Annotated in this window: 22 protein-coding genes; 11 read left to right on the top strand and 11 right to left on the bottom strand. The window is 57.5% G+C overall.

What is annotated here, in order from left to right; all coding sequences use genetic code 11:
* Positions 1–66: 66 nt before the first annotated feature.
* The 5 genes from selB to ABLV07_RS09030 form a co-directional block, all read right to left on the bottom strand.
* On the bottom strand, positions 67–1926 hold the full coding sequence (gene selB, locus ABLV07_RS09050) for a selenocysteine-specific translation elongation factor (RefSeq protein WP_032715311.1): 1860 nt from the start codon (positions 1924–1926) through the stop codon (positions 67–69).
* Positions 1923–3311 (bottom strand): L-seryl-tRNA(Sec) selenium transferase, encoded by a 1389-nt coding sequence (gene selA / locus ABLV07_RS09045; RefSeq protein ID WP_032715312.1) that lies wholly within the window; start codon positions 3309–3311, stop codon positions 1923–1925. Before selA ends, selB begins: the two co-directional genes overlap by 4 nt.
* 105 nt (positions 3312–3416) lie before the next feature.
* Positions 3417–4025, bottom strand: coding sequence for a glutathione S-transferase (locus tag ABLV07_RS09040; protein WP_032715313.1), 609 nt, complete (start codon positions 4023–4025; stop codon positions 3417–3419).
* Positions 4026–4116: 91 nt separating this feature from the next.
* Positions 4117–5253: an HlyD family secretion protein gene (locus ABLV07_RS09035; RefSeq protein ID WP_015369193.1), complete on the bottom strand. Its 1137-nt coding sequence runs from the start codon at positions 5251–5253 to the stop codon at positions 4117–4119.
* Positions 5254–5255: 2 nt separating this feature from the next.
* Positions 5256–5621: a DUF3302 domain-containing protein gene (locus ABLV07_RS09030; RefSeq protein WP_015703788.1), complete on the bottom strand. Its 366-nt coding sequence runs from the start codon at positions 5619–5621 to the stop codon at positions 5256–5258.
* Between the two features lie 538 nt (positions 5622–6159).
* Between ABLV07_RS09030 and mtlA the strand changes: the two genes are divergently transcribed.
* The 3 genes from mtlA to mtlR all read left to right on the top strand — a co-directional run bounded on the left by mtlA (position 6160) and on the right by mtlR (position 9916).
* Entirely contained in the window at positions 6160–8070 is a 1911-nt protein-coding gene (gene mtlA, locus ABLV07_RS09025) for a PTS mannitol transporter subunit IICBA (RefSeq protein WP_015369190.1), read from the top strand.
* A gap of 101 nt (positions 8071–8171) precedes the next feature.
* On the top strand, positions 8172–9320 hold the full coding sequence (gene mtlD / locus ABLV07_RS09020; protein ID WP_015703789.1) for a mannitol-1-phosphate 5-dehydrogenase: 1149 nt from the start codon (positions 8172–8174) through the stop codon (positions 9318–9320).
* Entirely contained in the window at positions 9320–9916 is a 597-nt protein-coding gene (mtlR, locus tag ABLV07_RS09015; RefSeq protein WP_020077694.1) for a mannitol operon repressor MtlR, read from the top strand. Before mtlD ends, mtlR begins: the two co-directional genes overlap by 1 nt.
* On the opposite strand, the gene ABLV07_RS09010 is transcribed toward mtlR, so the two are convergent.
* Entirely contained in the window at positions 9905–10129 is a 225-nt protein-coding gene (locus ABLV07_RS09010) for a hypothetical protein (RefSeq protein ID WP_015369187.1), read from the bottom strand. The genes mtlR and ABLV07_RS09010 overlap by 12 nt on opposite strands.
* A gap of 275 nt (positions 10130–10404) precedes the next feature.
* On the opposite strand from ABLV07_RS09010, the gene ABLV07_RS09005 reads away from it, so the two are divergent.
* The 5 genes from ABLV07_RS09005 to trmL all read left to right on the top strand — a co-directional run bounded on the left by ABLV07_RS09005 (position 10405) and on the right by trmL (position 15255).
* Positions 10405–10767: a YibL family ribosome-associated protein gene (locus ABLV07_RS09005; protein ID WP_015369186.1), complete on the top strand. Its 363-nt coding sequence runs from the start codon at positions 10405–10407 to the stop codon at positions 10765–10767.
* Positions 10768–11067: 300 nt separating this feature from the next.
* On the top strand, positions 11068–12723 hold the full coding sequence (gene lldP / locus ABLV07_RS09000) for an L-lactate permease (protein WP_015369185.1): 1656 nt from the start codon (positions 11068–11070) through the stop codon (positions 12721–12723).
* Positions 12720–13493, top strand: coding sequence for a transcriptional regulator LldR (lldR, locus tag ABLV07_RS08995; RefSeq protein ID WP_049045999.1), 774 nt, complete (start codon positions 12720–12722; stop codon positions 13491–13493). Before lldP ends, lldR begins: the two co-directional genes overlap by 4 nt.
* Positions 13493–14677 carry an FMN-dependent L-lactate dehydrogenase LldD gene (lldD, locus tag ABLV07_RS08990; RefSeq protein WP_015369183.1) on the top strand — a complete coding sequence of 395 codons (1185 nt, stop codon included), beginning with the start codon at positions 13493–13495 and terminating at the stop codon, positions 14675–14677. Before lldR ends, lldD begins: the two co-directional genes overlap by 1 nt.
* Positions 14678–14781: 104 nt before the next feature.
* A complete protein-coding gene (gene trmL, locus ABLV07_RS08985) occupies positions 14782–15255 on the top strand; it encodes a tRNA (uridine(34)/cytosine(34)/5-carboxymethylaminomethyluridine(34)-2'-O)-methyltransferase TrmL (protein ID WP_015703791.1) in 474 nt (157 codons plus the stop codon).
* Positions 15256–15619: 364 nt separating this feature from the next.
* Here the strand turns inward: trmL and cysE are convergent, their stop codons facing one another.
* From cysE to ABLV07_RS08960, 5 genes are all read right to left on the bottom strand, one after another.
* The gene (cysE, locus tag ABLV07_RS08980) at positions 15620–16441 is read right to left on the bottom strand and encodes a serine O-acetyltransferase (protein WP_004106845.1); all 822 of its coding nucleotides are present in this window, start codon (positions 16439–16441) and stop codon (positions 15620–15622) included.
* 80 nt (positions 16442–16521) lie between these two features.
* Positions 16522–17541 (bottom strand): NAD(P)H-dependent glycerol-3-phosphate dehydrogenase, encoded by a 1020-nt coding sequence (gene gpsA / locus ABLV07_RS08975; protein WP_015369181.1) that lies wholly within the window; start codon positions 17539–17541, stop codon positions 16522–16524.
* A complete protein-coding gene (gene secB / locus ABLV07_RS08970) occupies positions 17541–18008 on the bottom strand; it encodes a protein-export chaperone SecB (RefSeq protein WP_015369180.1) in 468 nt (155 codons plus the stop codon). Before secB ends, gpsA begins: the two co-directional genes overlap by 1 nt.
* Positions 18009–18067: 59 nt before the next feature.
* Positions 18068–18319: a glutaredoxin 3 gene (grxC, locus tag ABLV07_RS08965; RefSeq protein WP_015369179.1), complete on the bottom strand. Its 252-nt coding sequence runs from the start codon at positions 18317–18319 to the stop codon at positions 18068–18070.
* A 104-nt stretch (positions 18320–18423) separates the two neighbouring features.
* A complete protein-coding gene (locus ABLV07_RS08960) occupies positions 18424–18855 on the bottom strand; it encodes a rhodanese-like domain-containing protein (RefSeq protein WP_015369178.1) in 432 nt (143 codons plus the stop codon).
* Between the two features lie 246 nt (positions 18856–19101).
* Between ABLV07_RS08960 and gpmM the strand changes: the two genes are divergently transcribed.
* The 3 genes from gpmM to ABLV07_RS08945 are packed head-to-tail and all read left to right on the top strand — an operon-like array spanning position 19102 to position 22878.
* Positions 19102–20646, top strand: a complete 1545-nt coding sequence (gene gpmM / locus ABLV07_RS08955) for a 2,3-bisphosphoglycerate-independent phosphoglycerate mutase (RefSeq protein WP_015703792.1) — start codon at positions 19102–19104, stop codon at positions 20644–20646.
* A 9-nt stretch (positions 20647–20655) separates the two neighbouring features.
* Positions 20656–21927, top strand: coding sequence for a murein hydrolase activator EnvC (envC, locus tag ABLV07_RS08950; RefSeq protein ID WP_032706535.1), 1272 nt, complete (start codon positions 20656–20658; stop codon positions 21925–21927).
* A 3-nt stretch (positions 21928–21930) separates the two neighbouring features.
* Entirely contained in the window at positions 21931–22878 is a 948-nt protein-coding gene (locus tag ABLV07_RS08945) for a divergent polysaccharide deacetylase family protein (RefSeq protein ID WP_020077690.1), read from the top strand.
* Positions 22879–22882: the final 4 nt, after the last annotated feature.

Below are 22882 nucleotides of genomic sequence, written 5' to 3'. Positions count from 1 at the left end.
GTACGTTAATATTTTCATTTTTAACGTACTGTTAAACATTACCGGCTTAATTTTTCATTTGCGTGATTATTCGCCGTTTTTATTTTCAGGGAATAACAGCGCATCGCGAAGTAGATGATCATTGCCCCGACGGCGGGTAAAGCCAATGCGGTCGAAATATTCGAGAATTTGAATCGCCAGTTTACGGCCAATATTCAGCGTATCGCGAAAATCCGCCGCGCAGGTGGAACCACGCTGCAGATCCAGGCGGCGGATCAATTGCGCAAATTCAACAATCCGATCGTTGCGATAATAACGATCTTTCACGATCGCCGTAATCATCCCCTGCTGCGCCGCCTGGCGCAGCACCGCGCGCATCAACGACTCTTCGACGTTCAGATCGCGCGCCAGATCGCGCACCCACCATGGCTCATCGGCGAAGAGCGATTCCGCACGCTGCCAGATGGCCTGCTGCTCATCGGTAAACCCGGCTTTATGTTCCGGCAGGTGCAGCCAGCCGTGATGGCTTTGAATGACGCCGCTGCTGCGCATCTGTTCAATCAATAACAGCACCAGCGCTTCATCTTCCATCGGCAGCGCAATCCGCCGCAGACGTTCACGCCCCGGCCCCGGCTCATCGCGATGCTGGTCGTGATAACGGGCCAGCGCGTCGAGCAGTTTTTTCTGCCAGCGAGCGGCCAGCGGCGCACTAAGCAGGCTATTCCCGGCCTGCAGGTAGTCCGGACGGTTAATTAATGCCGTCAGGCCGTCGGCGCTCAGCTGCCGTGCCCAGGCAAACTCGTCAAGACGCACCGCATCGCGCTGCAAATGAATATCCAACGCCTGCGCATCGTCGCCCTGCGCTGCCGCTAGCGTGTAAAGCCACTGCAGATACTCCGGCTTGCGTTTACCGCGGCGCGGCGGATTCAGCGTCACCACCCGCGCGCCGGCCAGCGTCAAACGGGCGGAGATATCGCGCAACACCAGGCGATCGTTATCCGCCAGCCACAGCGGCGTATCCAGCACCAGCTCGGCCAGATTGCCTTCCAGTAACGAAACGCGGCCGGTGATATGGCTGGCGGCATGGTGGATATGCAGCGACTGCCACTGGCTGAGCGGCGCGTGACAGGTGAGCTCGACGATCGCCCGCTCGCAAGGTTCTGCGGGCTGCGCCGAGAGCAGCCAGTCGCCGCGGCTGAGATCCTCTTTTTGCGCGTCGCCGACGATGTTCAACGCGATACGCTGCCCGGCCCGCGCCTGTTCAACCGGCTGATTCTGCGCATGTAGCCCGCGGACGCGCATCGGTTTATTGGCCCCGGTCAGCCAGAGGGTATCGCCGATTTTTACCTCGCCGGATAGCGCCGTCCCGGTCACCACCAGCCCCGCGCCCTTAACGGTAAAGGCGCGATCCAGCGCCAGACGAAAACGCTGCTGTTGCGGATGCGCGCGCTCGGTCAGCTGGAGCAAATGGCTGCGCAGTTCGGTAATGCCGAGGTTTTCCGTCGCCGCGGTGGCGAAGAAAGCCACGTCGTCGAATCCCAGCTCGCTCAGCGTGGATTCCACCTGTGCCCGGACTTCGGCAACCCGCGCCGCGTCCACGCGGTCCGTTTTGGTCAAAGCAACGGTTAACGTCGGTTTTCCCGTTAACTGCAGAATTGCCAGGTGCTCGCGGGTTTGCGCCATCACGCCGTCATCGCAGGCCACCACCAGCAGCGCGTGATCGATCCCGCCCACGCCGGCCAACATGTTGGACAAAAACTTTTCATGCCCCGGCACATCGATAAAACCTAACACCCGGCCATCAGGCTGCGGCCAATAGGCGTAGCCGAGATCGATAGTCATCCCTCGCGATTTCTCTTCCGGAAGACGATCGGCGTTGACGCCGGTAATCGCCTGCAGCAGCGTGGTTTTGCCGTGGTCCACATGTCCGGCGGTGGCAATAATCATCTCAATAACATCTCCATAAACCGGGGTTCATCTTCAAGACAGCGCAGATCCAGCCATAAGCGGCCATCATAAATTCTGCCGATCGTCGGTATCGGCAAGGCGCGCCAGCGCGCGGCCAGCGCTTCCAGCTGGCTGCCGCGACCATCGCACGGCGTAAAGGTTAACGCGGCGCTGGGCAGTCGGTCGACCGGCAACGACCCGCTGCCGATCTGCGATAAACACGCTTCGACGCGCACATCAAAATCGCTATAGTGCGCCGCTAACGCAGGCTGAATACGCTCGCCCTGCTGGCGGAGATCCTCGGCGCGGCGGGTTAGCAGGCGCAGCGTCGGCAGCTCGTCGGCCAGCGCTTCCGGATGCAGATACAGCCGCAGAGTCGCCTCCAGCGCCGCCAGCGTCATTTTATCCGCCCGCAGCGCGCGCTTAAGCGGATGACTCTGTAACTTCGCGATCAGCGCCCGATCGCCGACGATAATCCCCGCCTGCGGTCCGCCGAGCAGCTTATCGCCGGAAAAGCTCACCAGATTCACGCCCGCCGCAATCAATTCCTGCGGCATCGGTTCTTTCGGCAAACCGTACTGGCTCAAATCCACCAGCGAGCCGCTGCCGAGATCGGCCACCACCGGCACGCCATGTTCGCGGCCAACTTCCGCCAGCTCCGCCTCATCGACCGCTTTGGTAAAGCCTTCAATGCTGTAGTTGCTGGTATGCACTTTCATCAGCAGCGCAGTCTGCTCATTGATAGCCTGACAATAATCTTTGGCGTGGGTGCGGTTAGTGGTGCCCACTTCATGCAGCAGACAACCGGCCTGGCGCATGACGTCGGGGATGCGAAATGCGCCGCCGATCTCGACCAGTTCGCCGCGCGAGACCACCACTTCTTTCCCGCTGGCCGTCGCCGCCAGCATCAGCAACACCGCCGCCGCGTTGTTATTGACGATACAGGCATCTTCCGCGCCGGTAATGCGGCACAGCAGATCGGCCAGCGCCCGGTCGCGATGACCGCGTCCGGCATCGTCGAGATCGTATTCCAGCGTGACCGGCGCGCGCATCGCCTGCGCCACCGCCTGTACCGCGGCTTCCGCCTGGATAGCGCGCCCCAGATTGGTGTGCAGCACGGTGCCCGTCAGGTTGAATACCGGACGCAGCGCGCTCTGCTGACTAAGGTTCAGCCGACTGGCGGTCTCCTGCGGCCAGTCATCGCACCACTCTGGCAATGCTTGCGCCTGGCGGATATGCTCCCGCGCCTCATCCAACATCTGACGCAGAAGCGCCACGATTTGCGAATGGCCATGGCGATCGAGCAGTAAAGCAAAAGCGGGATCGCGAAGTAAGCGGTCAATGGCCGGAAGCCGGGTATAAAGCGCGCGAGTATCGGTAGACATGAGTGAACCTGATGATAAGTTATTTTCCCCCCTCCCGACGGGAGAGGGAGTCAACAATGAGTGGCGATTGTAACGCCTGCGCGAGGAAACTGTTACCTGCCTGGGTCAACTCCCTGGCGGTTCGGTACGGGCAAAACTGGATCGCTGAAACAACGTCTCGACCAGTTTGACCAGTTTTGGCCGCGTCGCGCACCAGCCGGGCGCCACGCGACGAAAATTCAGATAAGCAATGGCGCAGGCGGCGGTAATGGTCGCCAGATTCAGCTCACCGTGACGCAAGGTACCGTCGGCGGCGTACCCTTCCAACATATCAAGACCGCGAGCGATTTTTTCCCGCTGGCGGAGCAGTTCGGTTTCTGACTGCTGGGCCGCCGGGCGCGCTTTTTCCCGCACCAGCGCGCTCGCCGCCTCCATGATGCCGTCAGACAAGGCTTCCAGTTGGCGCATCTTCAGCGCCGCCAGAGGTTCCGCGGGCAGCATCGCCGGCGCGACGTTTAGCAGTTCCAGATATTGCGCAATAATGGGCGAATCAAACCAGCACGCGCCGTCATCGGTCAGCAACGCCGGGACTTTTCCCAGCGGGTTGTACTGCGCCACGCCGTTGACGTCGTTATAGGGGAATTCGTTCACAAACTCGAAGGGGATCGCCTTTTCCAGCAAGATAACGGAAATTTTGCGTACAAAAGGACTGGTATAGCTGCCGATCAGTTTCATTGCCTGCTCCTTTCGCCAACGAAAAGATCAGTATGGTTCAGGCGCAGGCAAATGGCAGGCGCGACGTTGTCTCAACCTGCCGCCGATCGCATTAATGATCGAGATAGAGGTAGTGCATCCAGCTGGTCATGCGCAGCAGCACTTTTCTCATCACCGACACGTGGGTGAAATGGTCGGAATAGACCGCCACCTGGGCGTAGATGCCGTCGGGCAGCGCATCGACCTGCGCATCGGGATCCAGTTCAATTGTCGCCAGCACGCCATCGCTACCCGGCGTGACGCTCAGCGACTGCAGCGAACCCTGCGCCTGATAAGTCCCGCCCGGCACCACCGGCAATACGTTGACCAGTTTACCGTGGAATACCTGACCTGGCAGGGCGTTAAACACCGCTTCGGCATCATCGCCGGCCTCCAGCCTGAGCAACGAGTTCTGGCGGAACTGGGCGACAATTAGCCGTTTCTGTTGCGGAATAAAGACCATCACCGGGCGCAGCGGCAGCGACGCGGCGTAGGTTCCCGGGCGAATCAGCACCTGGGTAATGTAACCATCGCTCGGCGCCCGGACGGTGGTCTGATCGAGGTTATATTTCGCTTCCGCCAACTGCGCGCGCAGGCTCACCACCTGCGACTGTTCGCCATTCAGCGTGCTATCCAGCTGGCTCTGAATCTGCGCCTGCTCGGCAACCGAGGCTTTCACCAACGCATCCTGGGCAAGATAGTTTTGCCGCGCATTATCGATATCGCTTTCCGAAAATGGGTTGACCCGCGCCTGGCTGCCTTTCAAATAGCGCTGATAATCTTTATACAGCCGGTCGCGCTCGGCGGAGACGCGCACGGTGTTCGCCTGCGCTTCCTGCAGTTGGGCTTTCAGGGTATTGATACTGTGCAGAGCGGTGACCAGATCGGCCTGCAGCCTGTCGACACGCGCCTGGTAGCGCGCCGGGTCGATAGTAAATAGTACCTCGCCCTTTTTCACCCGCTGGTTGGCTTTATCGGTCACGCTGCTAACAATGCCGGTAACCTGCGGCGTAATAGGAATAGAAATAACCGCTTTCTGCGCAGTAAAAGTATAAGGGTGGTTATAGTTCATTAATAAAATAAGCGCGCTAACAATAAATACGCCGCCCAGGGCCGCGGTCGGGACCGTCCATTTATTTACCGGAATACGGAATATTTTAAATACCGACCACGCAATGGCCACGTACGTCAAAATGATCAACAGGTCCATGATTATTTCTCCGTCGAGGATGGCGGCGCTGTCGGCTGCAGATGCGCGATTTTATGTTCGAGTTCAGCGATACGCTGATTGAGCTGCGCCAGCTCGCTGTCAGCGCCATCAGTCCCTGCGTCATTCGGCTTATGCTGCATTCCCCAGCCGCGCTCCGGCTGATAGAGGGTGGCCCAGATCCATAAAAATGGCCATATTACGTGCAGCGTAAACAGGCTGACCCACCCCGCGACGTGAATTGCGTCAGAGTGCGGATGATTACGTTTCTTCGCAATCAGGTACGGAATATCGTGCAAAATAATAATCCCGTAAAAAATAACCAGGAAAACGAAGATTAGAACGCCCAGCGCAAAATAATTGAGAAACATAATTTCCTCGATTCACGCTAATAGATTATTGGAATTGTGAGCGCCGACGAAGCGGCGGCTGGCTGACAATTTGAGCATAATTCACCGTTTTCATTTCCGCCATCAGCGGCAAAAAATGTTCTTCGCGCAGGCGGGTTGCAAAGTTACATCGTTGGCCGCTGGGGAAAGCAGAACCTGCGGCAGATCACACCTGGCGGAATTGAGCGCAAAATATTTTGTGATGCTCATCACAAACAAATAACAAAATCGCAAAGTTATAATGTGATGGATATCACATAAATATGCGATTCAGGAGCTTTCATGGCCTGTTGTTGTTTTTTTACACATCATTTTTGTGATGATGATCACTACATATAAGCACCAGACACCTATATTTATGTGATCAAAATCACATAAAAAGCCGCTCGCTGGACAGCTTAACGATTCAGTGCCAGATTTCGCACTATCAATCAGGGTCCGGCTACCTCTGCCGCCACATTAACAACAAACCTCGGGCGTTCAGCCTGCGCGATAAGCAAAACAGAAGAAGGGGTGTTTTATGTCATCCGATATCAAGATCAAGGTGCAAAGCTTTGGTCGTTTCCTCAGCAATATGGTGATGCCGAATATCGGCGCGTTTATCGCGTGGGGGATTATCACCGCGTTATTTATCCCAACAGGGTGGTTGCCGAACGAGACGCTGGCGAAGCTGGTCGGCCCGATGATCACCTACCTGCTGCCGCTACTGATCGGTTATACCGGCGGTAAGTTGGTTGGCGGTGAACGCGGCGGCGTCGTCGGCGCTATCACCACCATGGGCGTTATCGTCGGCGCGGATATGCCGATGTTCCTCGGCTCAATGATCGCCGGCCCGCTCGGTGGCTACTGCATTAAGAAATTTGACGCCTGGGTAGACGGTAAAATCAAATCCGGTTTCGAAATGCTGGTGAATAACTTCTCCGCCGGCATCATCGGGATGATCCTTGCCATTCTGGCGTTCCTCGGCATCGGCCCGGCGGTTGAAGTGCTGTCAAAACTGCTGGCGGCTGGCGTTAACTTCATGGTGGCGCACGACATGCTGCCGCTGGCGTCTATCTTTGTTGAACCGGCGAAAATCCTGTTCCTCAATAACGCGATTAACCACGGTATCTTCTCGCCGCTGGGTATTCAGCAGTCCCATGAGCTTGGCAAATCCATCTTCTTCCTGATTGAAGCTAACCCGGGTCCGGGGATGGGCGTTCTGCTGGCGTACATGTTCTTTGGCCGCGGCAGCGCGAAGCAGTCTGCGGGCGGTGCGGCAATCATCCACTTCCTGGGCGGTATCCACGAAATTTACTTCCCGTACGTGCTGATGAACCCGCGTCTGATTCTGGCCGTTATCCTCGGCGGTATGACCGGTGTCTTCACCCTGACTATCCTCAACGGCGGCCTGGTCTCCCCGGCTTCCCCGGGTTCCATTCTGGCGGTACTGGCGATGACGCCAAAAGGCGCCTACTTCGCTAACATCGCGGCCATTATTGCGGCGATGGCGGTCTCCTTTATTGTCTCCGCCATTCTGCTGAAAACCAGCAAAGTGAAAGAAGAAGACGATATCGAAGCCGCAACCCGTCGCATGCACGACATGAAAGCCGAGTCCAAAGGCGCGGCGACGCCGCTGGCGGCGGGCGACGTGGCTAACGACCTTAGCCACGTGCGTAAAATCATCGTTGCCTGCGACGCCGGTATGGGTTCCAGCGCCATGGGCGCCGGGGTACTGCGTAAGAAAGTCCAGGATGCCGGACTGAGCAATATCTCTGTCACCAACAGCGCGATTAACAACCTGCCGCCGGATGTCGACCTGGTGATCACCCACCGCGACCTGACCGAGCGCGCCATGCGCCAGGTACCGCAGGCACAGCATATTTCGCTGACCAACTTCCTCGACAGCGGCCTGTATACCAGCCTGACCGAGCGTCTGGTAGCGGCGCAGCGCCACATCGACAACGAAGTGAAAGTCACCGATAGCCTGAAAGACAGCTTTGATAATACTGACAAAAACCTGTTCCAGCTGGGTGCGGATAACATCTTCCTCGGGCGCAAAGCGGCGACCAAAGAAGAGGCCATTCGCTTCGCCGGTGAACAACTAGTGAAAGGCGGATACGTTGAGCCGGAATACGTGCAGGCGATGCTCGACCGCGAGAAGCTGACCTCAACCTATCTTGGCGAATCTATCGCGGTACCGCACGGTACCATTGAAGCGAAAGACCGGGTACTGAAAACCGGCGTCGTCTTCTGCCAGTATCCGGAAGGCGTGCGCTTCGGCGAAGAAGAAGATGAAGTCGCGCGTCTGGTCATCGGTATCGCCGCCCGCAACAACGAACACATTCACGTTATCACCAGCCTGACTAACGCGCTGGATGATGAAACCGTGATTGAGCGGCTGGCGAAAACCACCAGCGTCGAAGAAGTCCTGTCGTTGCTGAATAAATAACCACAACGCTCCATACCCTCTCCCTTTGGGAGAGGGTTGGGGTGAGGGAAAAGCCTCACCCCAGCCCTCTCAGGTAAAAACATTAATTGAAGGTTAATACTATGAAAGCATTACATTTTGGCGCAGGTAATATCGGACGTGGCTTCATTGGCAAACTGCTGGCTGACGCCGGTATCTCCCTTACGTTCGCCGATGTTAATCAGGTGGTCCTTGATGCCCTGAATGCCCGTCATAGCTATCAGGTCCACGTGGTGGGTGAAAACGAACAGGTTGATACCGTCTCCGGCGTGAATGCCGTCAGCAGCATTGGCGATGAGGTGGTGGATCTGATCGCCGATGTCGACCTGGTGACCACCGCGGTCGGCCCCGTCGTTCTGGAGCGTATCGCCCCTGCCATCGCCAAAGGCCTGGTGAAACGTAAAGCGCAGGGTATTGAACGCCCGCTGAATATCATCGCCTGCGAAAACATGGTACGCGGCACCAGCCAGCTGAAAGGCCATGTGTTTAACGCGCTGGCGGAAGAGGACAAAGCGTGGGTTGAAGCGCATATCGGTTTCGTCGACTCCGCCGTAGACCGCATCGTGCCGCCGTCGGCTTCCGCCACCCACGATCCGCTGGAAGTCACCGTTGAAACCTTCAGCGAATGGATTGTGGATAAAACCCAGTTTAAGGGCGAGCTGCCGAACATCCCAGGAATGGAATTAACCGATAACCTGATGGCATTTGTCGAGCGTAAGCTATTCACCTTAAACACCGGGCATGCTATAACCGCCTACCTCGGGAAACTGGCGGGCCATCAAACGATTCGCGACGCGATTCTCGATGAGCACATTCGCGCCGTCGTGAAAGGCGCAATGGAAGAGAGCGGCGCGGTGCTGATTAAACGCTACAGCTTTGATGCGCAGAAACACGCGGCTTATATCCAGAAGATCCTCGGTCGCTTTGAGAACCCGTATCTGAAAGATGATGTGGAGCGCGTCGGCCGACAGCCGCTGCGTAAATTGAGCGCGGGCGATCGTTTGATCAAGCCGCTGCTTGGCACGCTGGAATACGGCCTGCCGCACCGGAACCTGGTTAAAGGGATTGCCGCGGCCATGCATTTCCGCAGCGAAGACGATCCGCAGGCTCAGGAACTGGCGGCGCTGATTGCCGAAAAAGGGCCACAGGCCGCGCTGGCGCAGATTTCCGGTCTGGATGCGGCAAGCGCTGTAGTGGCGGAAGCCGTTAACGACTACAACGCGGTAAAATGATGTACAACCTGGCGCGGCCGATGCCGCGCCCAATACCACTCCTGTCAGATATGCAGGCAATAATGGAAGAAACACAGGCATTTGAAAACCGCGTACTTGAGCGTTTAAATGCTGGTAAGACCGTAAGAAGTTTCCTGATAGCCGCCGTCGAACTCCTGACGGAGGCAGTCAATATTCTGGTACTTCAGGTATTCCGCAAAGACGATTACGCGGTGAAATACGCAGTGGAGCCATTGCTGGACGGCAGTGGGCCGCTGGGCGATCTTTCCGTACGCCTGAAGCTTATCTACGGCCTTGGGGTGATAAGCCGCGCCGAATACGAAGATGCCGAGCTATTGATGGCCTTGCGTGAAGAGCTCAATCATGACGGCAATGAGTACGCTTTCACCGACGATGAAATTCTCGGGCCGTTAGGCGAGCTGCACTGCGTCGCCGCGCTTCCGCCAACGCCGCTGTTTGATGAGAGCGATAAGGAACTGCTGGCAATGCAGAAACTGCGCTACCAGCAGATGGTACGTTCTACGATGGTGTTGTCTCTGACTGAGCTGATTTCCCGAATCAGCTTAAAAAAAGCCTTCCAGAAATCAACGCTCTGACTCCGCTTCTTGCTGGTCGCACGTCGGCCGGTACAGCTGCCGGTAATACTCCAGACGACTCAGAAATAGCGCTTTTTTATCCTCAGGAATATCGCGCGGTATCCGCTGTAAACGCGGGCATTTTTTCAGATATTCCATAAACGCCTGGCTCGAGGCCATGAAATCTACCGTTTTATCGATGATACGTGGTACGCCGTCGCCGATTTTCGCCATCACGCTCTCCTCTGTTCAGGGGGATCTTATTAAGGATTGGCGAAAAAAAGGGAGCAAGTTGAGGAAAACGTGCTGAATGGTCGTCAGGCTTCACAAAAATGATAAACAGCTTAATTAAAATTACAATATCGCTACTATTCAGATAGTTATAATGTATCAGGTCTCATGCTTACGGCGGTGAAGCCACGAGTATTTCGATAAAAAACTATCAACAAAGGCCCGCCCGGCCCATACTATGTAACGTCGAAGCCCTTTTATTCACAGATAAAATTACCATGAAAGAAGTCGAAAAGAATGAAATCAAGCGTTTGAGCGACCGTCTCGACGCCATCCGCCACCAGCAGGCCGACCTGTCGCTGGTCGAAGCCGCCGATAAATACGCGGAGCTGGAAAAAGAAAAAGCGACCCTGGAAACGGAAATCGAACGCCTGCGTTCCGTTCAGTCGCAGAAGCTGAGCAAAGAAGCGCAGAAACTGATGAGCATGCCGCACCGTCGCGCCATCACCAAAAAAGAGCAGGCCGATATGGGCAAGCTGAAGAAAAGCGTGCGCGGACTGGTTGTCGTCCATCCGATGACCGCGCTGGGCCGCGAAATGGGCCTTAAAGAGATGACCGGCTTCGCGAAGAGCGAGTTTTAATCTTTTGCCCGCTGTGAGTTCATCGTCTATTACCCGGTAGCCCTGCCGGGCCGTGAACTCACAGCCAATTTCCCCTTCCTCGCCAAATTGGCCCAACCAATTATTTCTTAAACCGTCAATCGGTTCACATATCCATCACTTTGCATCACAAATGCGTTGCTATGCCATAACATTTGGTTAACCATCAATTGTCGTTAACCCTACAATCGCAATTTGGCTGGGCCAATTTTACAAACAGTGTGATCGGCAATGGGCGCAGACCCAACCTGATGCATTGGATGTGGCCCGATGGAGACCTGCATGAACCTCTGGCAACAAAATTACGATCCGGCTGGTAATATCTGGCTATCGAGCCTTATCGCCTCACTGCCGATTCTGTTTTTCTTTTTCGCCCTGATTAAGCTCAAGCTTAAAGGCTATATCGCCGCCACCTGGACCGTAGCCATCGCGCTGCTTGTCGCCCTGCTGTTCTATAAAATGCCGGTCGACCGCGCCTTATCGTCGGTGGTATACGGCTTCTTCTACGGCCTGTGGCCTATCGCGTGGATTATCATCGCCGCGGTCTTCGTCTATAAAATCTCGGTGAAGACCGGGCAGTTCGACATTATCCGCTCGTCGATTCTTTCGATTACGCCGGACCAGCGCCTGCAGATGCTGATTGTCGGCTTCTCCTTCGGCGCCTTCCTCGAAGGGGCCGCCGGTTTCGGCGCGCCGGTGGCGATCACCGCCGCGCTGCTGGTCGGGCTCGGCTTCAATCCGCTATACGCCGCCGGGCTGTGCCTGATTGTTAACACCGCGCCGGTGGCCTTCGGCGCCATGGGGATCCCGATTCTGGTCGCCGGCCAGGTGACCGGCATCGATAGCTTCGCTATCGGCCAGATGGTTGGCCGCCAGCTACCGTTCCTGACCATTATCGTGCTGTTCTGGATCATGGCGATTATGGACGGCTGGCGCGGGGTGAAAGAGACGTGGCCTGCGGTGATGGTCGCAGGCGGCTCGTTCGCTATCGCGCAGTACCTCAGCTCTAACTTCCTCGGCCCGGAACTGCCGGACATCATCTCTTCGCTGGTGTCGCTGGTATGCCTGACGCTGTTCCTCAAGCGCTGGCAGCCGGTACGTATCTTCCGCTTTGGCGATATGGGCGCCGCGCAGGTTGATCAAACGCTGGCGCGCACGCATTACACGGCCGGTCAGGTCATTCGCGCCTGGTCGCCGTTCCTGTTCCTCACCGCCACCGTCACCCTGTGGAGCGTGCCGCCGTTTAAAGCGCTGTTTGCGCCGGGCGGGGCGATGTATGACTTCGTGGTTAACATCCCGGTACCGTTCCTCGACAAAATGGTCGCCCGTATGCCGCCGGTGGTGAGCGCCGCGACGCCGTACGCCGCGGTGTATAAATTCGACTGGCTGTCGGCGACCGGCACCGCCATCCTGTTCGCCGCTATACTGTCTATCGTCTGGCTGCGTATGAAGCCAAAGGATGCGCTGACCACCTTCGCCGGGACGTTGAAAGAGCTGGCGCTGCCGATTTACTCCATCGGCATGGTGCTGGCGTTCGCCTTTATTTCAAACTACTCCGGGCTGTCATCGACGCTGGCGTTGGCGCTGGCGCATACCGGCCATGCGTTTACCTTCTTCTCGCCGTTCCTCGGCTGGCTGGGGGTCTTCCTGACCGGTTCGGATACTTCGTCTAACGCGCTATTCGCCGCGCTGCAGGCGACGGCAGCACAGCAAATCGGCGTCTCCGATATTCTGCTGGTCGCCGCGAATACCACCGGTGGGGTGACAGGCAAGATGATTTCGCCCCAGTCGATCGCCATTGCCTGCGCCGCGGTAGGCCTGGTGGGTAAAGAGTCGGACCTGTTCCGCTTTACCGTCAAGCACAGCCTGATATTCACCTGCATGGTGGGCCTGATTACCACCCTGCAGGCTTATGTCTTAACCTGGATGATTCCGTGAAAGTGATGCCAAAACGCCTGGCTGACGATGTCGCAAATCGCGTCCGGGCGCTGATAGAAGAACAACAGCTGGAGGCGGGCATGCGTTTGCCCGCCGAGCGCCAGCTTGCCGCCCAGCTCGGTGTTTCACGCAATTCGCTGCGTGAAGCGCTGGCGATGCTGGTCAACGAAGGGGTGCTGCTTAGCCGTCGCGGCGGCGGCACCTTCGTGCGCTGGCAGCATGAGCCCTGGTCGGAGCAAAACATCGTCCAGCCGCTGAAAACGCTGCTCGCCGACGACCCCGACTACAGTTTTGATATTCTCGAAGCGCGCCACGCTATTGAAGCCAGCACCGCCTGGCATGCGGCGATGCGGGCCACCGACGCCGAAAAAGAAAAAATCCGCCTCTGTTTTGAAGCCACCCTCAGCGATGACCCGGATCTCGCCTCACAGGCGGATGTTCGCTTCCACCTGGCGATCGCTGAAGCCTCACATAATGTGGTGCTGCTGCAAACCATGCGCGGTTTCTTCGAGCTTCTGCAATCCTCGGTGAAGCAGAGCCGCCAGCGCATGTATCTGGTGCCGCCGGTATTCGCGCGTCTGACCGAACAACATCAGGCGGTAATGGAAGCGATCTTCGCCGGCGACGCGGAAGGCGCCCGCCAGGCGATGATGGCCCACCTCGGTTTTGTCCACGCCACCATTAAACGTTTTGATGAAGACCAGGCCCGCCAGGCGCGTATTACCCGCCTGCCCGGTGACCACAATGAAAATTCCAGGGAGAACTCGTGATGATTATTTCCGCCGCCAGCGACTATCGCGCCGCCGCACAGCGTATCCTGCCACCATTTCTGTTCCACTATATCGACGGCGGCGCCTACGCCGAACATACCCTGCGCCGCAACGTTGAAGACCTCTCCGACGTGGCGCTACGCCAGCGCATTCTGCGCAATATGTCGGATCTGAGCCTGGAGACCACGTTATTCAACGAAAAGCTGGCGATGCCAACGGCGCTGGCGCCGGTCGGGCTGTGCGGCATGTACGCGCGCCGCGGCGAAGTGCAGGCAGCGGGCGCGGCGGACGACAAAGGCATCCCGTTTACCCTCTCTACCGTTTCCGTTTGCCCGATTGAAGAGGTCGCCCCGACCATCAAACGCCCGATGTGGTTCCAGCTGTATGTCCTGCGCGATCGCGGATTTATGCGCAATGCGCTGGAGCGCGCCAAAGCCGCAGGCTGCTCCACGCTGGTCTTTACCGTGGATATGCCGACCCCCGGCGCGCGCTATCGCGACGCCCATTCTGGCATGAGCGGCCCAAACGCCGCCATGCGCCGCTACTGGCAGGCCGTCACTCATCCGCAGTGGGCATGGGACGTCGGTCTCAACGGCCGCCCGCACGACCTGGGCAATATCTCCGCCTACCTCGGCAAACCGACCGGGCTTGAGGATTACATAGGCTGGCTGGCGAATAATTTCGATCCGTCGATTTCATGGAAAGACCTGGAGTGGATCCGCGACTTCTGGGACGGCCCAATGGTGATCAAAGGGATCCTCGACCCGGAGGACGCCCGCGATGCGGTACGCTTCGGCGCTGACGGCATTGTCGTCTCCAACCACGGCGGCCGCCAGCTTGACGGCGTGCTCTCTTCCGCCCGCGCCCTGCCCGCCATTGCCGATGCGGTTAAAGGCGACATCACTATTCTCGCCGACAGCGGTATCCGCAACGGTCTCGACGTGGTGCGGATGATCGCCCTTGGCGCCGACAGCGTGCTGCTGGGCCGCGCGTATCTGTACGCGCTGGCGACCCACGGCAAGCAGGGGGTGGCGAATCTGCTCAACCTTATCGAGAAAGAGATGAAAGTGGCGATGACGCTGACCGGGGCGAAATCCATCAGCGAAATCAGCCGCGATTCGCTGGTGCAGAATGCCGAAGCGCTGCAGACCTTTGATGCGCTCAAGCAGGGCAACGCCGCGTAATTCCCTGCGTTTTCCCTTACGCCGCCCCTCTCCCTCAGGGTGAGGGTCGGGGTGAGGGTTCAACAAATATCTGTTATTCTGCCCCCCGCAATTAAGGGGGCAGTATGCTGAACATCGTGTTATTCGAACCAGAAATCCCGCCGAACACCGGCAATATCATCCGCCTGTGCGCCAACACCGGCTTCAATTTACATATCATTGAGCCAATGGGCTTTACCTGGGACGATAAACGCCTGAGACGCGCCGGGTTGGATTATCACGAGTTCACCGCCGTACAGCGCCACGCGGATTACGCGGCGTTTGTCGCCAGCGCGAAGCCGCAACGGTTGTTCGCCCTCACGACTAAAGGCACGCCCGCCCACAGCGCGGTAAGCTATCAGGATGGTGATTTCTTGATGTTTGGTCCGGAAACGCGCGGCCTGCCGGCCAGCATCCTCGATGCCCTGCCGGCGGAGCAAAAAATCCGTATTCCGATGATGCCGGACAGCCGCAGCATGAACCTGTCAAACGCGGTGTCGGTGGTGGTGTATGAAGCCTGGCGTCAGTTGGGATACCCCGGCGCCGTGTTGCGCCGCTAACCTGAGCGGTTCCCGGATTGCGGCGCGCTGCGCCTTATCCGGGCTACTCGCGCTACAACCGCATCAATACTGCCTGAAACTGCCGGTGTTGGTGGCCTCAAAATCGCTGAGGCCTTCCGGGATAAGTCGAAGGTACCACGAAGTGGCGATTTTGGCGGCCAGAGCCCGGGAGTACAGTGGGCGGCGGCGACTGGCCGCCCTCTGTGCGCTCCCTGCGCCATGAAAGACATAACGCAGAAGAAATATCGGGAGCGCAATGTGCTCGGAAACAGCACAGAACAACCGTTTATCCAGGAGCGAAACAGTTGCAAAGTGATAGCAGATATCTACATTTCTGAGCTTCGCGGCGGCAAATGGCAATACATCAAATTCCGTCGCCGTACTCGAAGGTATGGTGGATGCCATTAAAATGCTGATCCATATCCATCGCCGGTTTGTCGCTCTCCGGCTTGCCGACGATGCGCGCCGGTACGCCTGCGGCGGTGGTATGCGGCGGCACAGGTTGTAGCACCACGGAACCGGCGCCAATCTTCGCCCCGCGCCCGACTTCGATATTGCCGAGGATCTTCGCCCCGGCGCCAATCATCACGCCTTCGCGAATTTTCGGGTGACGGTCGCCGCTGGTTTTACCGGTACCGCCGAGGGTCACAGACTGCAGGATGGATACGTCGTCTTCAATCACCGCCGTTTCACCGACCACGATACCGGTGGCGTGGTCGAGCATGATCCCACGGCCAATCTTCGCCGCCGGATGAATATCGACCTGGAACGAGACGGAAACCTGGTTCTGCAGGAAAATAGCCAGCGCGCGGCGACCCTGATTCCACAGCCAGTGGCCGATACGATAGGCCTGCAGCGCATGGAAGCCTTTCAGGTACAACAGCGGCGTTGAGTATTTATCGACCGCAGGGTCACGGGTACGTACCGCCTGGATATCACAGGCGGCGGAAGCGATCATCTCCGGGTCAGCAGCATAGGCCTCTTCCACCACTTCGCGAATAGCGATAGCAGGCATAATCGGCGAGGCCAGCTTATTCGCCAGCATATAGCTCAGGGCGCTGCCCAGATTTTCGTGCTTGAGTAGCGTTGCATGGTAAAAACTGGCGAGCATCGGCTCACAGTCGGCCAAAGCCCGGGCTTCGGCTTTAATATTGTTCCAGACGATATCCAGTTCTTCACACGGCATTGCATACTCCAGACGATAAGAATTATGACCGGTCAGTTCTTCGCTGACCGGGTCATACAGGTAACAGACTTTCCCTGCGGCTAGTTGGCGCTGCGTTCGTCCTTGCGTGCGCGACCTAATAAGGTCAATGCTGCCTCGCGCGCAATTTTTCCGCAATACAATACCTGATAAATTTCCTCGGTTATTGGCATTTCGACGCCTAAACGCTGCGCCAGAACGCGAACCTCTTTGGTATTGCGATAGCCTTCAACCACCTGGCCAATCTTGTCCTGCGCGCTTTGCACGTCCATGCCCTGTCCGAGCATCATGCCAAAACGGCGGTTTCGCGATTGGTTATCGGTACAAGTCAGTACCAGGTCGCCCAACCCGGCCATGCCCATGAAGGTTTCCGGATCGGCGCCTAGCGCCGCGCCGAGACGGGACATTTCCACCAGCCCACGGGTGATCAACGCCGTACGCGCATTCGCGCCAAAGCCGATGCCGTCAGACATCCCGGCGCCGATGGCGATAACGTTTTTCACCGCGCCGCCCAACTGCACGCCGATAAAATCCGGGTTGATGTAGACGCGGAAGCTTTTACCGCAGTGCAGCAAGCGCTGAAGGTCTTCTGCAAACTGCGGATCCGTCGCCGCCAGCGAAATCGCCGTCGGTAGGCCGGCGGCCAGCTCTTTGGCAAAAGTCGGACCAGAGATGACCGCTAATGGGATGTCATCGCCCAGCGCTTCACGCGCCACGTCCTGCAGCAGACGGCCGGTTTCGGCCTCCAGACCTTTCGTCGCCCACACCAGACGCGCATCGGAACGCATCAGCGGTTTAATCTGGCGCAGAACCTGGCCGAAGACGTGGCTCGGCACCACCACGAGGATATCGCGGCTGGCGGCCAGCGCCGTCGCTAAATCGCTCTCAAGGCGCAGCGTGTCCGGGAAGGGCACATCGGGAAGGAACGCGGCGTTGCAGCGATCGTGTTGCAGCGTCGCGATATGTTTCGGGTCATGGCCCCAGAGGACAACCTCGTGGCCATTTCTTGCCAGGGTGATGGCAAGAGCGGTGCCGTAAGAGCCGGCACCGATCACAGTCATTGCAGCATTAAGCGCGTTCATCAGGCATCCTGATGTTGTTCAGCACCTTCGCCAGCCTGCTGTTGCAGATAGTTCATAAACAGCGCGTCAAAGTTCACCGGCGCAAGGTTGAGTTGCGGGAAGGTGCCGCGGGAAACCAGGCTGGTAACGGTCTCGCGAGCGTACGGGAACAGAATGTTCGGGCAGTACGCGCCGAGGCAGTGCGCCATTTGGTTGCCATCGATGCCGTCGATGGAGAAGATGCCGCCCTGCTGTACTTCGCACAGGAATGCGGTTTCTTCGCCCAGCGATGCCGTTACGGTGACACGCAGCACCACTTCATAAACGCCTTCAGCCAGTTGGCTGGAAGCGGTATCCAGATCAAGTTTAACTTCCGGCTGCCAATCTTTCTGGAAAACTTGCGGCGCATTTGGCGCTTCGAAGGAAACGTCTTTGGTGTAGATGCGCTGAATCTGGAAAGTCATTTCGGTGCTGTTTTGTTCTGACATAGTAAAACCCTTTCGTGTTGTCCTTAAATACGCGCCCCTGGATGGGGAAAGCGTAAAAATTAGCGCAAGAGGGGATCAAGTCCACCACGTGAATCAAGCGCATACAAGTCGTCACAGCCGCCAATGTGCTGCGCATCAATAAAAATCTGCGGAACCGTCGTCCGGCCGCTGCGCTGGATCATCTCTTCACGCTTTGCGGCATCGCCATCGATAGGCAGTTCGTTGAACGTCACGCCCTTGCTGTTCAGCAGCGCTTTAGCGCGGATGCAAAACGGGCAGGTCGCTTTGGTATAGATCTCAATATTGGCCATGACTCACTCCTGTTTTTACCCCGAGGGATTTTACGCCGCAGAGGCTCCCCGCCGCCTGAGAGGTTATCGGGGAAACCGCTGCGCCATAACGACGCGGGGGTAAATTATTTGCCGCGTACCAGCGGAAGGTTCTCGCCGCTCCAGCCTGCGATACCTTCTTTCAGTACAAAGACTTTTTCGAATCCGGCTTTATTCAGCAGGCTGGCAGGTTCTTGCGCCTGCATGCCGGACCCATCCACAACAATAATGGGTTGTGCTTTGTGTTTTTCCAACTCGCCGACGTTATTTGCTTTGATATCGGCAGGCAGCAGGTTGATAGCGCCGGCGATATGGCCTTTACGGAAGTCGTCACGCTGACGCAGGTCGACAACAACGGCTTCTTCTTTGTTGATAAGACGCGTCGCTTCACCACGAGTAATGACTTTAACTTTTGACATCAAGCCTTTAAAGGTGGTGAACAGTACCGCACCCAGCAGCGCGATCCACGCGATGCTCAGGACCGGGTGACGGCCGATGAATTGCATAATTTCTTGCATGGGGGGTTACAACTCCCGACTAAGTGATAAAAAAACCAGGGAAGGAGTATACCTGTGCATTGCGGCAAATACAGCCAGTGAGCGCGATGTAATGTATTTTCTGCGGCCCGTCACGAAAAAAAAACCGACTTCGCCATCGACTGTGGCGTCACCCCTTCCCTTTCTTTGATCTTTTACGGTGATTTGATCGATTCAGCTGTAGTAAAATTACGCAAATTTTCTGTCTTTGAGCATGAGGTTGTCGCAATGTCGGTTACTAAAAAACCTATGGTACTGGTGATTCTGGATGGCTACGGCTACCGTGAAGACCAGCAGGATAACGCCATTTATAGCGCGAAAACGCCGGTAATGGACGCACTGTGGGCAAAACGCCCGCACACCCTGATTGATGCATCCGGTCTGGAAGTCGGCCTGCCTGACCGCCAGATGGGTAACTCCGAAGTGGGCCACGTTAACCTCGGCGCGGGCCGTATCGTGTATCAGGATCTGACCCGTCTGGACGTTGAAATCAAAGAACGCACCTTCTTTGCCAACCCGGTGCTGACCGGCGCGGTCGACAAAGCCGTCGCCGCCGGTAAAGCGGTACACATCATGGGCCTGATGTCGCCTGGCGGCGTTCACAGCCACGAAGACCACATCATGGCGATGGTAGAACTGGCCGCCGAACGCGGCGCAGAGAAAATCTATCTGCACGCTTTCCTCGATGGCCGCGACACGCCGCCGCGCAGCGCTGAAGCCACGCTGGCTAAATTCGAAGCTAAATTCACCGCGCTTGGCAAAGGCCGTATCGCCTCTATCATTGGCCGCTACTACGCCATGGACCGCGACAACCGCTGGGATCGCGTAGAGCAAGCCTATGACCTGATGACGCTGGCCAAAGGCGAATTCCAGGCCGACACCGCCGTGGCGGGCCTGCAGGCAGCCTACGCGCGTGACGAAAACGACGAGTTCGTCAAAGCGACCGTTATCCGCGCCGCCGGCCAGGCCGATGCCGCAATGGAAGACGGCGACGCGCTGATCTTCATGAACTTCCGCGCTGACCGCGCGCGCGAAATCACCCGCGCCTTCGTTAACGCCGACTTCGACGGCTTCGCGCGTAAGAAAGTGGTTAACCTCGATTTCGTGATGCTGACCGAATACGCCGCCGACATCAAAGTCGCTTGCGCTTATCCACCAGCTTCACTGGTGAACACTTTCGGCGAGTGGATGGCGAAGCACGACAAAACCCAGCTGCGCATCTCCGAAACCGAGAAATATGCGCACGTGACCTTCTTCTTTAACGGCGGGGTAGAAAATCCGTTCAAAGGCGAAGACCGTATTCTGATTAACTCGCCGAAGGTCGCCACTTACGACCTGCAGCCGGAAATGAGCTCCGCCGAGCTGACCGAGAAACTGGTTGCGGCCATCAAAGGCGGTCAGTATGACACCATCATCTGCAACTACCCGAACGGCGATATGGTAGGCCATACCGGGGTGATGGAAGCCGCCGTGAAAGCGGTTGAAGCGCTGGATCACTGCATTGAGCAAGTGGCCGCGGCCGTTGAATCCGTCGGCGGCCAGCTGCTGATCACCGCCGACCACGGCAACGCCGAACAGATGCGCGATCCGGCGACCGGGCAGGCGCACACCGCGCATACTAACCTGCCGGTTCCGCTGATCTACGTTGGCGACAAAACGGTGAAAGTGGCCGAAGGCGGCAAGCTTTCCGACATCGCGCCAACCATGCTGTCGCTGATGGGAATGGAAATCCCGCAAGAGATGACTGGCAAGCCGCTGTTCATCGTGGAATAATCCTTCCCCATGAGGGGAAAGGCGACTTATTCAAATACATGGATCGCAACGGCTGTTCGATCCGTTCTTTACGCCAGCGCGCTTAGCGCTGGCGTATTGCTGTGCGCCGCATCCGCTCACGCCGATGACCGCGACCAGCTGAAATCCATTCAGGCCGATATCGCCGCCAAACAGCGCGCGATTAAGCAACAGCAGCAGCAACGCGCCTCCCTGCTCGCCCAGTTAAAAGCGCAGGAAGAGGCCATTTCCGCCGCCGCGCGCAAACTGCGTGAAACTCAGGATACTCTCAATCAGCTCAATAAGCAGATTGACGACATGAACGCGTCTATCGCTAAGCTGGAGCGCCAGCGCGCCTCCCAGGAACGGAATCTCGCCGCGCAGCTTGACGCCGCGTTCCGCCAGGGGCCGCACACCGGCATGCAGATGATCCTCAGCGGTGAAGAGGGGCAGCGTAACCAGCGCCTGCAGGCCTATTTTGGTTACTTTAACCAGGCCCGTCAGGAGACCATCGCCCAGCTCAAGCAGACGCGCGAAGAAGTCGCGGTGCAAAAATCGATGCTGGAAGAAAAACAAAGCCAGCAGCAAACGCTGGTTTACGAGCAAAAAGCGCAGCAGGCCAAGCTTGAGCAGGCGCGCAACGAGCGTAAAAAGACGCTCTCCAGCCTCGAATCCTCCATTCAGAAAGGCCAACAGCAGCTCAGCGAACTGCGCGCTAACGAATCGCGCCTGCGCGGCCGCATCGCCCAGGCGGAAGCGGCAGCCAAAGCCCGCGCCGACCGCGAGGCTCGTGATGCCCAGGCGGTACGTGACCGCCAGCAGGAGGCCTCGCGCAAAGGCACCACCTATAAACCAACCGAAAGCGAACGTTCGCTGATGTCGCGAACCGGCGGCCTCGGCGCGCCGCGCGGGCAGGCTTTCTGGCCGGTACGCGGAACAATTCTTCATCGTTATGGCGAACAGCTGCAAGGTGAACTACGTTGGAAAGGGATGGTTATCGCTGCGTCTGAAGGCACCGAAGTCAAAGCCATTGCCGATGGCCGGGTGATCCTCGCCGACTGGCTACAGGGCTACGGCCTGGTGGTGGTCGTTGAACACGGCAAAGGCGACATGAGTCTTTACGGCTATAACCAAAGCGCGCTGGTTAGCGTCGGTACCCAGGTCCGCGCGGGCCAGGCTATCGCGCTGGTAGGCAGTAGCGGCGGTCAGGGTCGTCCGTCGCTCTATTTCGAAATTCGCCGCCAGGGTCAGGCGGTCAATCCACAGCCGTGGTTGGGAAGATAAGTTTTGCTTCAATTTCGCATGATTGCACTTGCTGTAGCCGGTTCGCTGGCTATGGCTGCGCCGGTTTTTGCCGGTAAACTCTCTATCGTTATCGATGATTTCGGCTACCGTCCGCAGACGGAAAATAAGGTGCTGGCGCTACCGCCCACCATCTCCGTCGCCGTACTTCCGAATGCCCCCCACGCCCGGGAAATGGCCACTAAAGCGCATAATCTGGGCCATGAAGTGCTGATCCATCTGCCGATGGCGCCGCTCAGCAAGCAACCGCTGGAAAAAGACACGCTGCGCCCGGATATGAGCAGCGATGAGATCGAACGTATTATCCGTGAGGCTTACGGGAAAGTGCCTTACGCCGTCGGGCTGAATAACCACATGGGTAGCGCCATGACCTCAAACCTGTTCGGCATGCAAAAGGTGATGCAGGCGCTGGAACGCTACAATCTCTATTTTCTCGATAGCGTGACCATCGGCAACACCCAGGCCATGCGCGCCGCCCAGGGTACCGGCGTGAAGGTGATTAAACGCAAAGTGTTTCTCGACGACACCCAGAACGAGGCGGACATCCGCACTCAGTTCAATCGCGCCATCGCACTGGCGCGGCGTAATGGTTCGGCGATCGCCATTGGCCACCCGCATCCTTCAACGGTGCGGGTACTACAGCAAATGGTCTATAACCTGCCGCCTGATATCACGCTGGTGCGCCCGAGTAATCTGCTGAACGAACCGCAGGTCGACAACTCGACGCCAAACACGCCCGTCCAACCAAACGCGCCGCAGCAGCAGAAGCCGCGTAACCCGTTCCACGGTGTGAAGTACTGCAAACCGAAGCGTCCGCTGGAGCCGGTGAACGCCAGCCGCTTCTTTAGCATCCTCAGCGAAAGCATCAGCCAGAGCGCGCTGGTCCAGTATTACCAGTTGAAATGGCAGGGCTGGGACAGCCCCACCAACTAATCTT

Origin of the sequence: Klebsiella sp. CN_Kp097 (assembly GCF_040064495.1) — a bacterium.
Lineage (GTDB): Bacteria > Pseudomonadota > Gammaproteobacteria > Enterobacterales > Enterobacteriaceae > Klebsiella > Klebsiella aerogenes.
The sequence above is the reverse complement of the archived record's forward strand: the minus strand, read 5'-3'. Positions and strand labels throughout refer to the sequence as shown.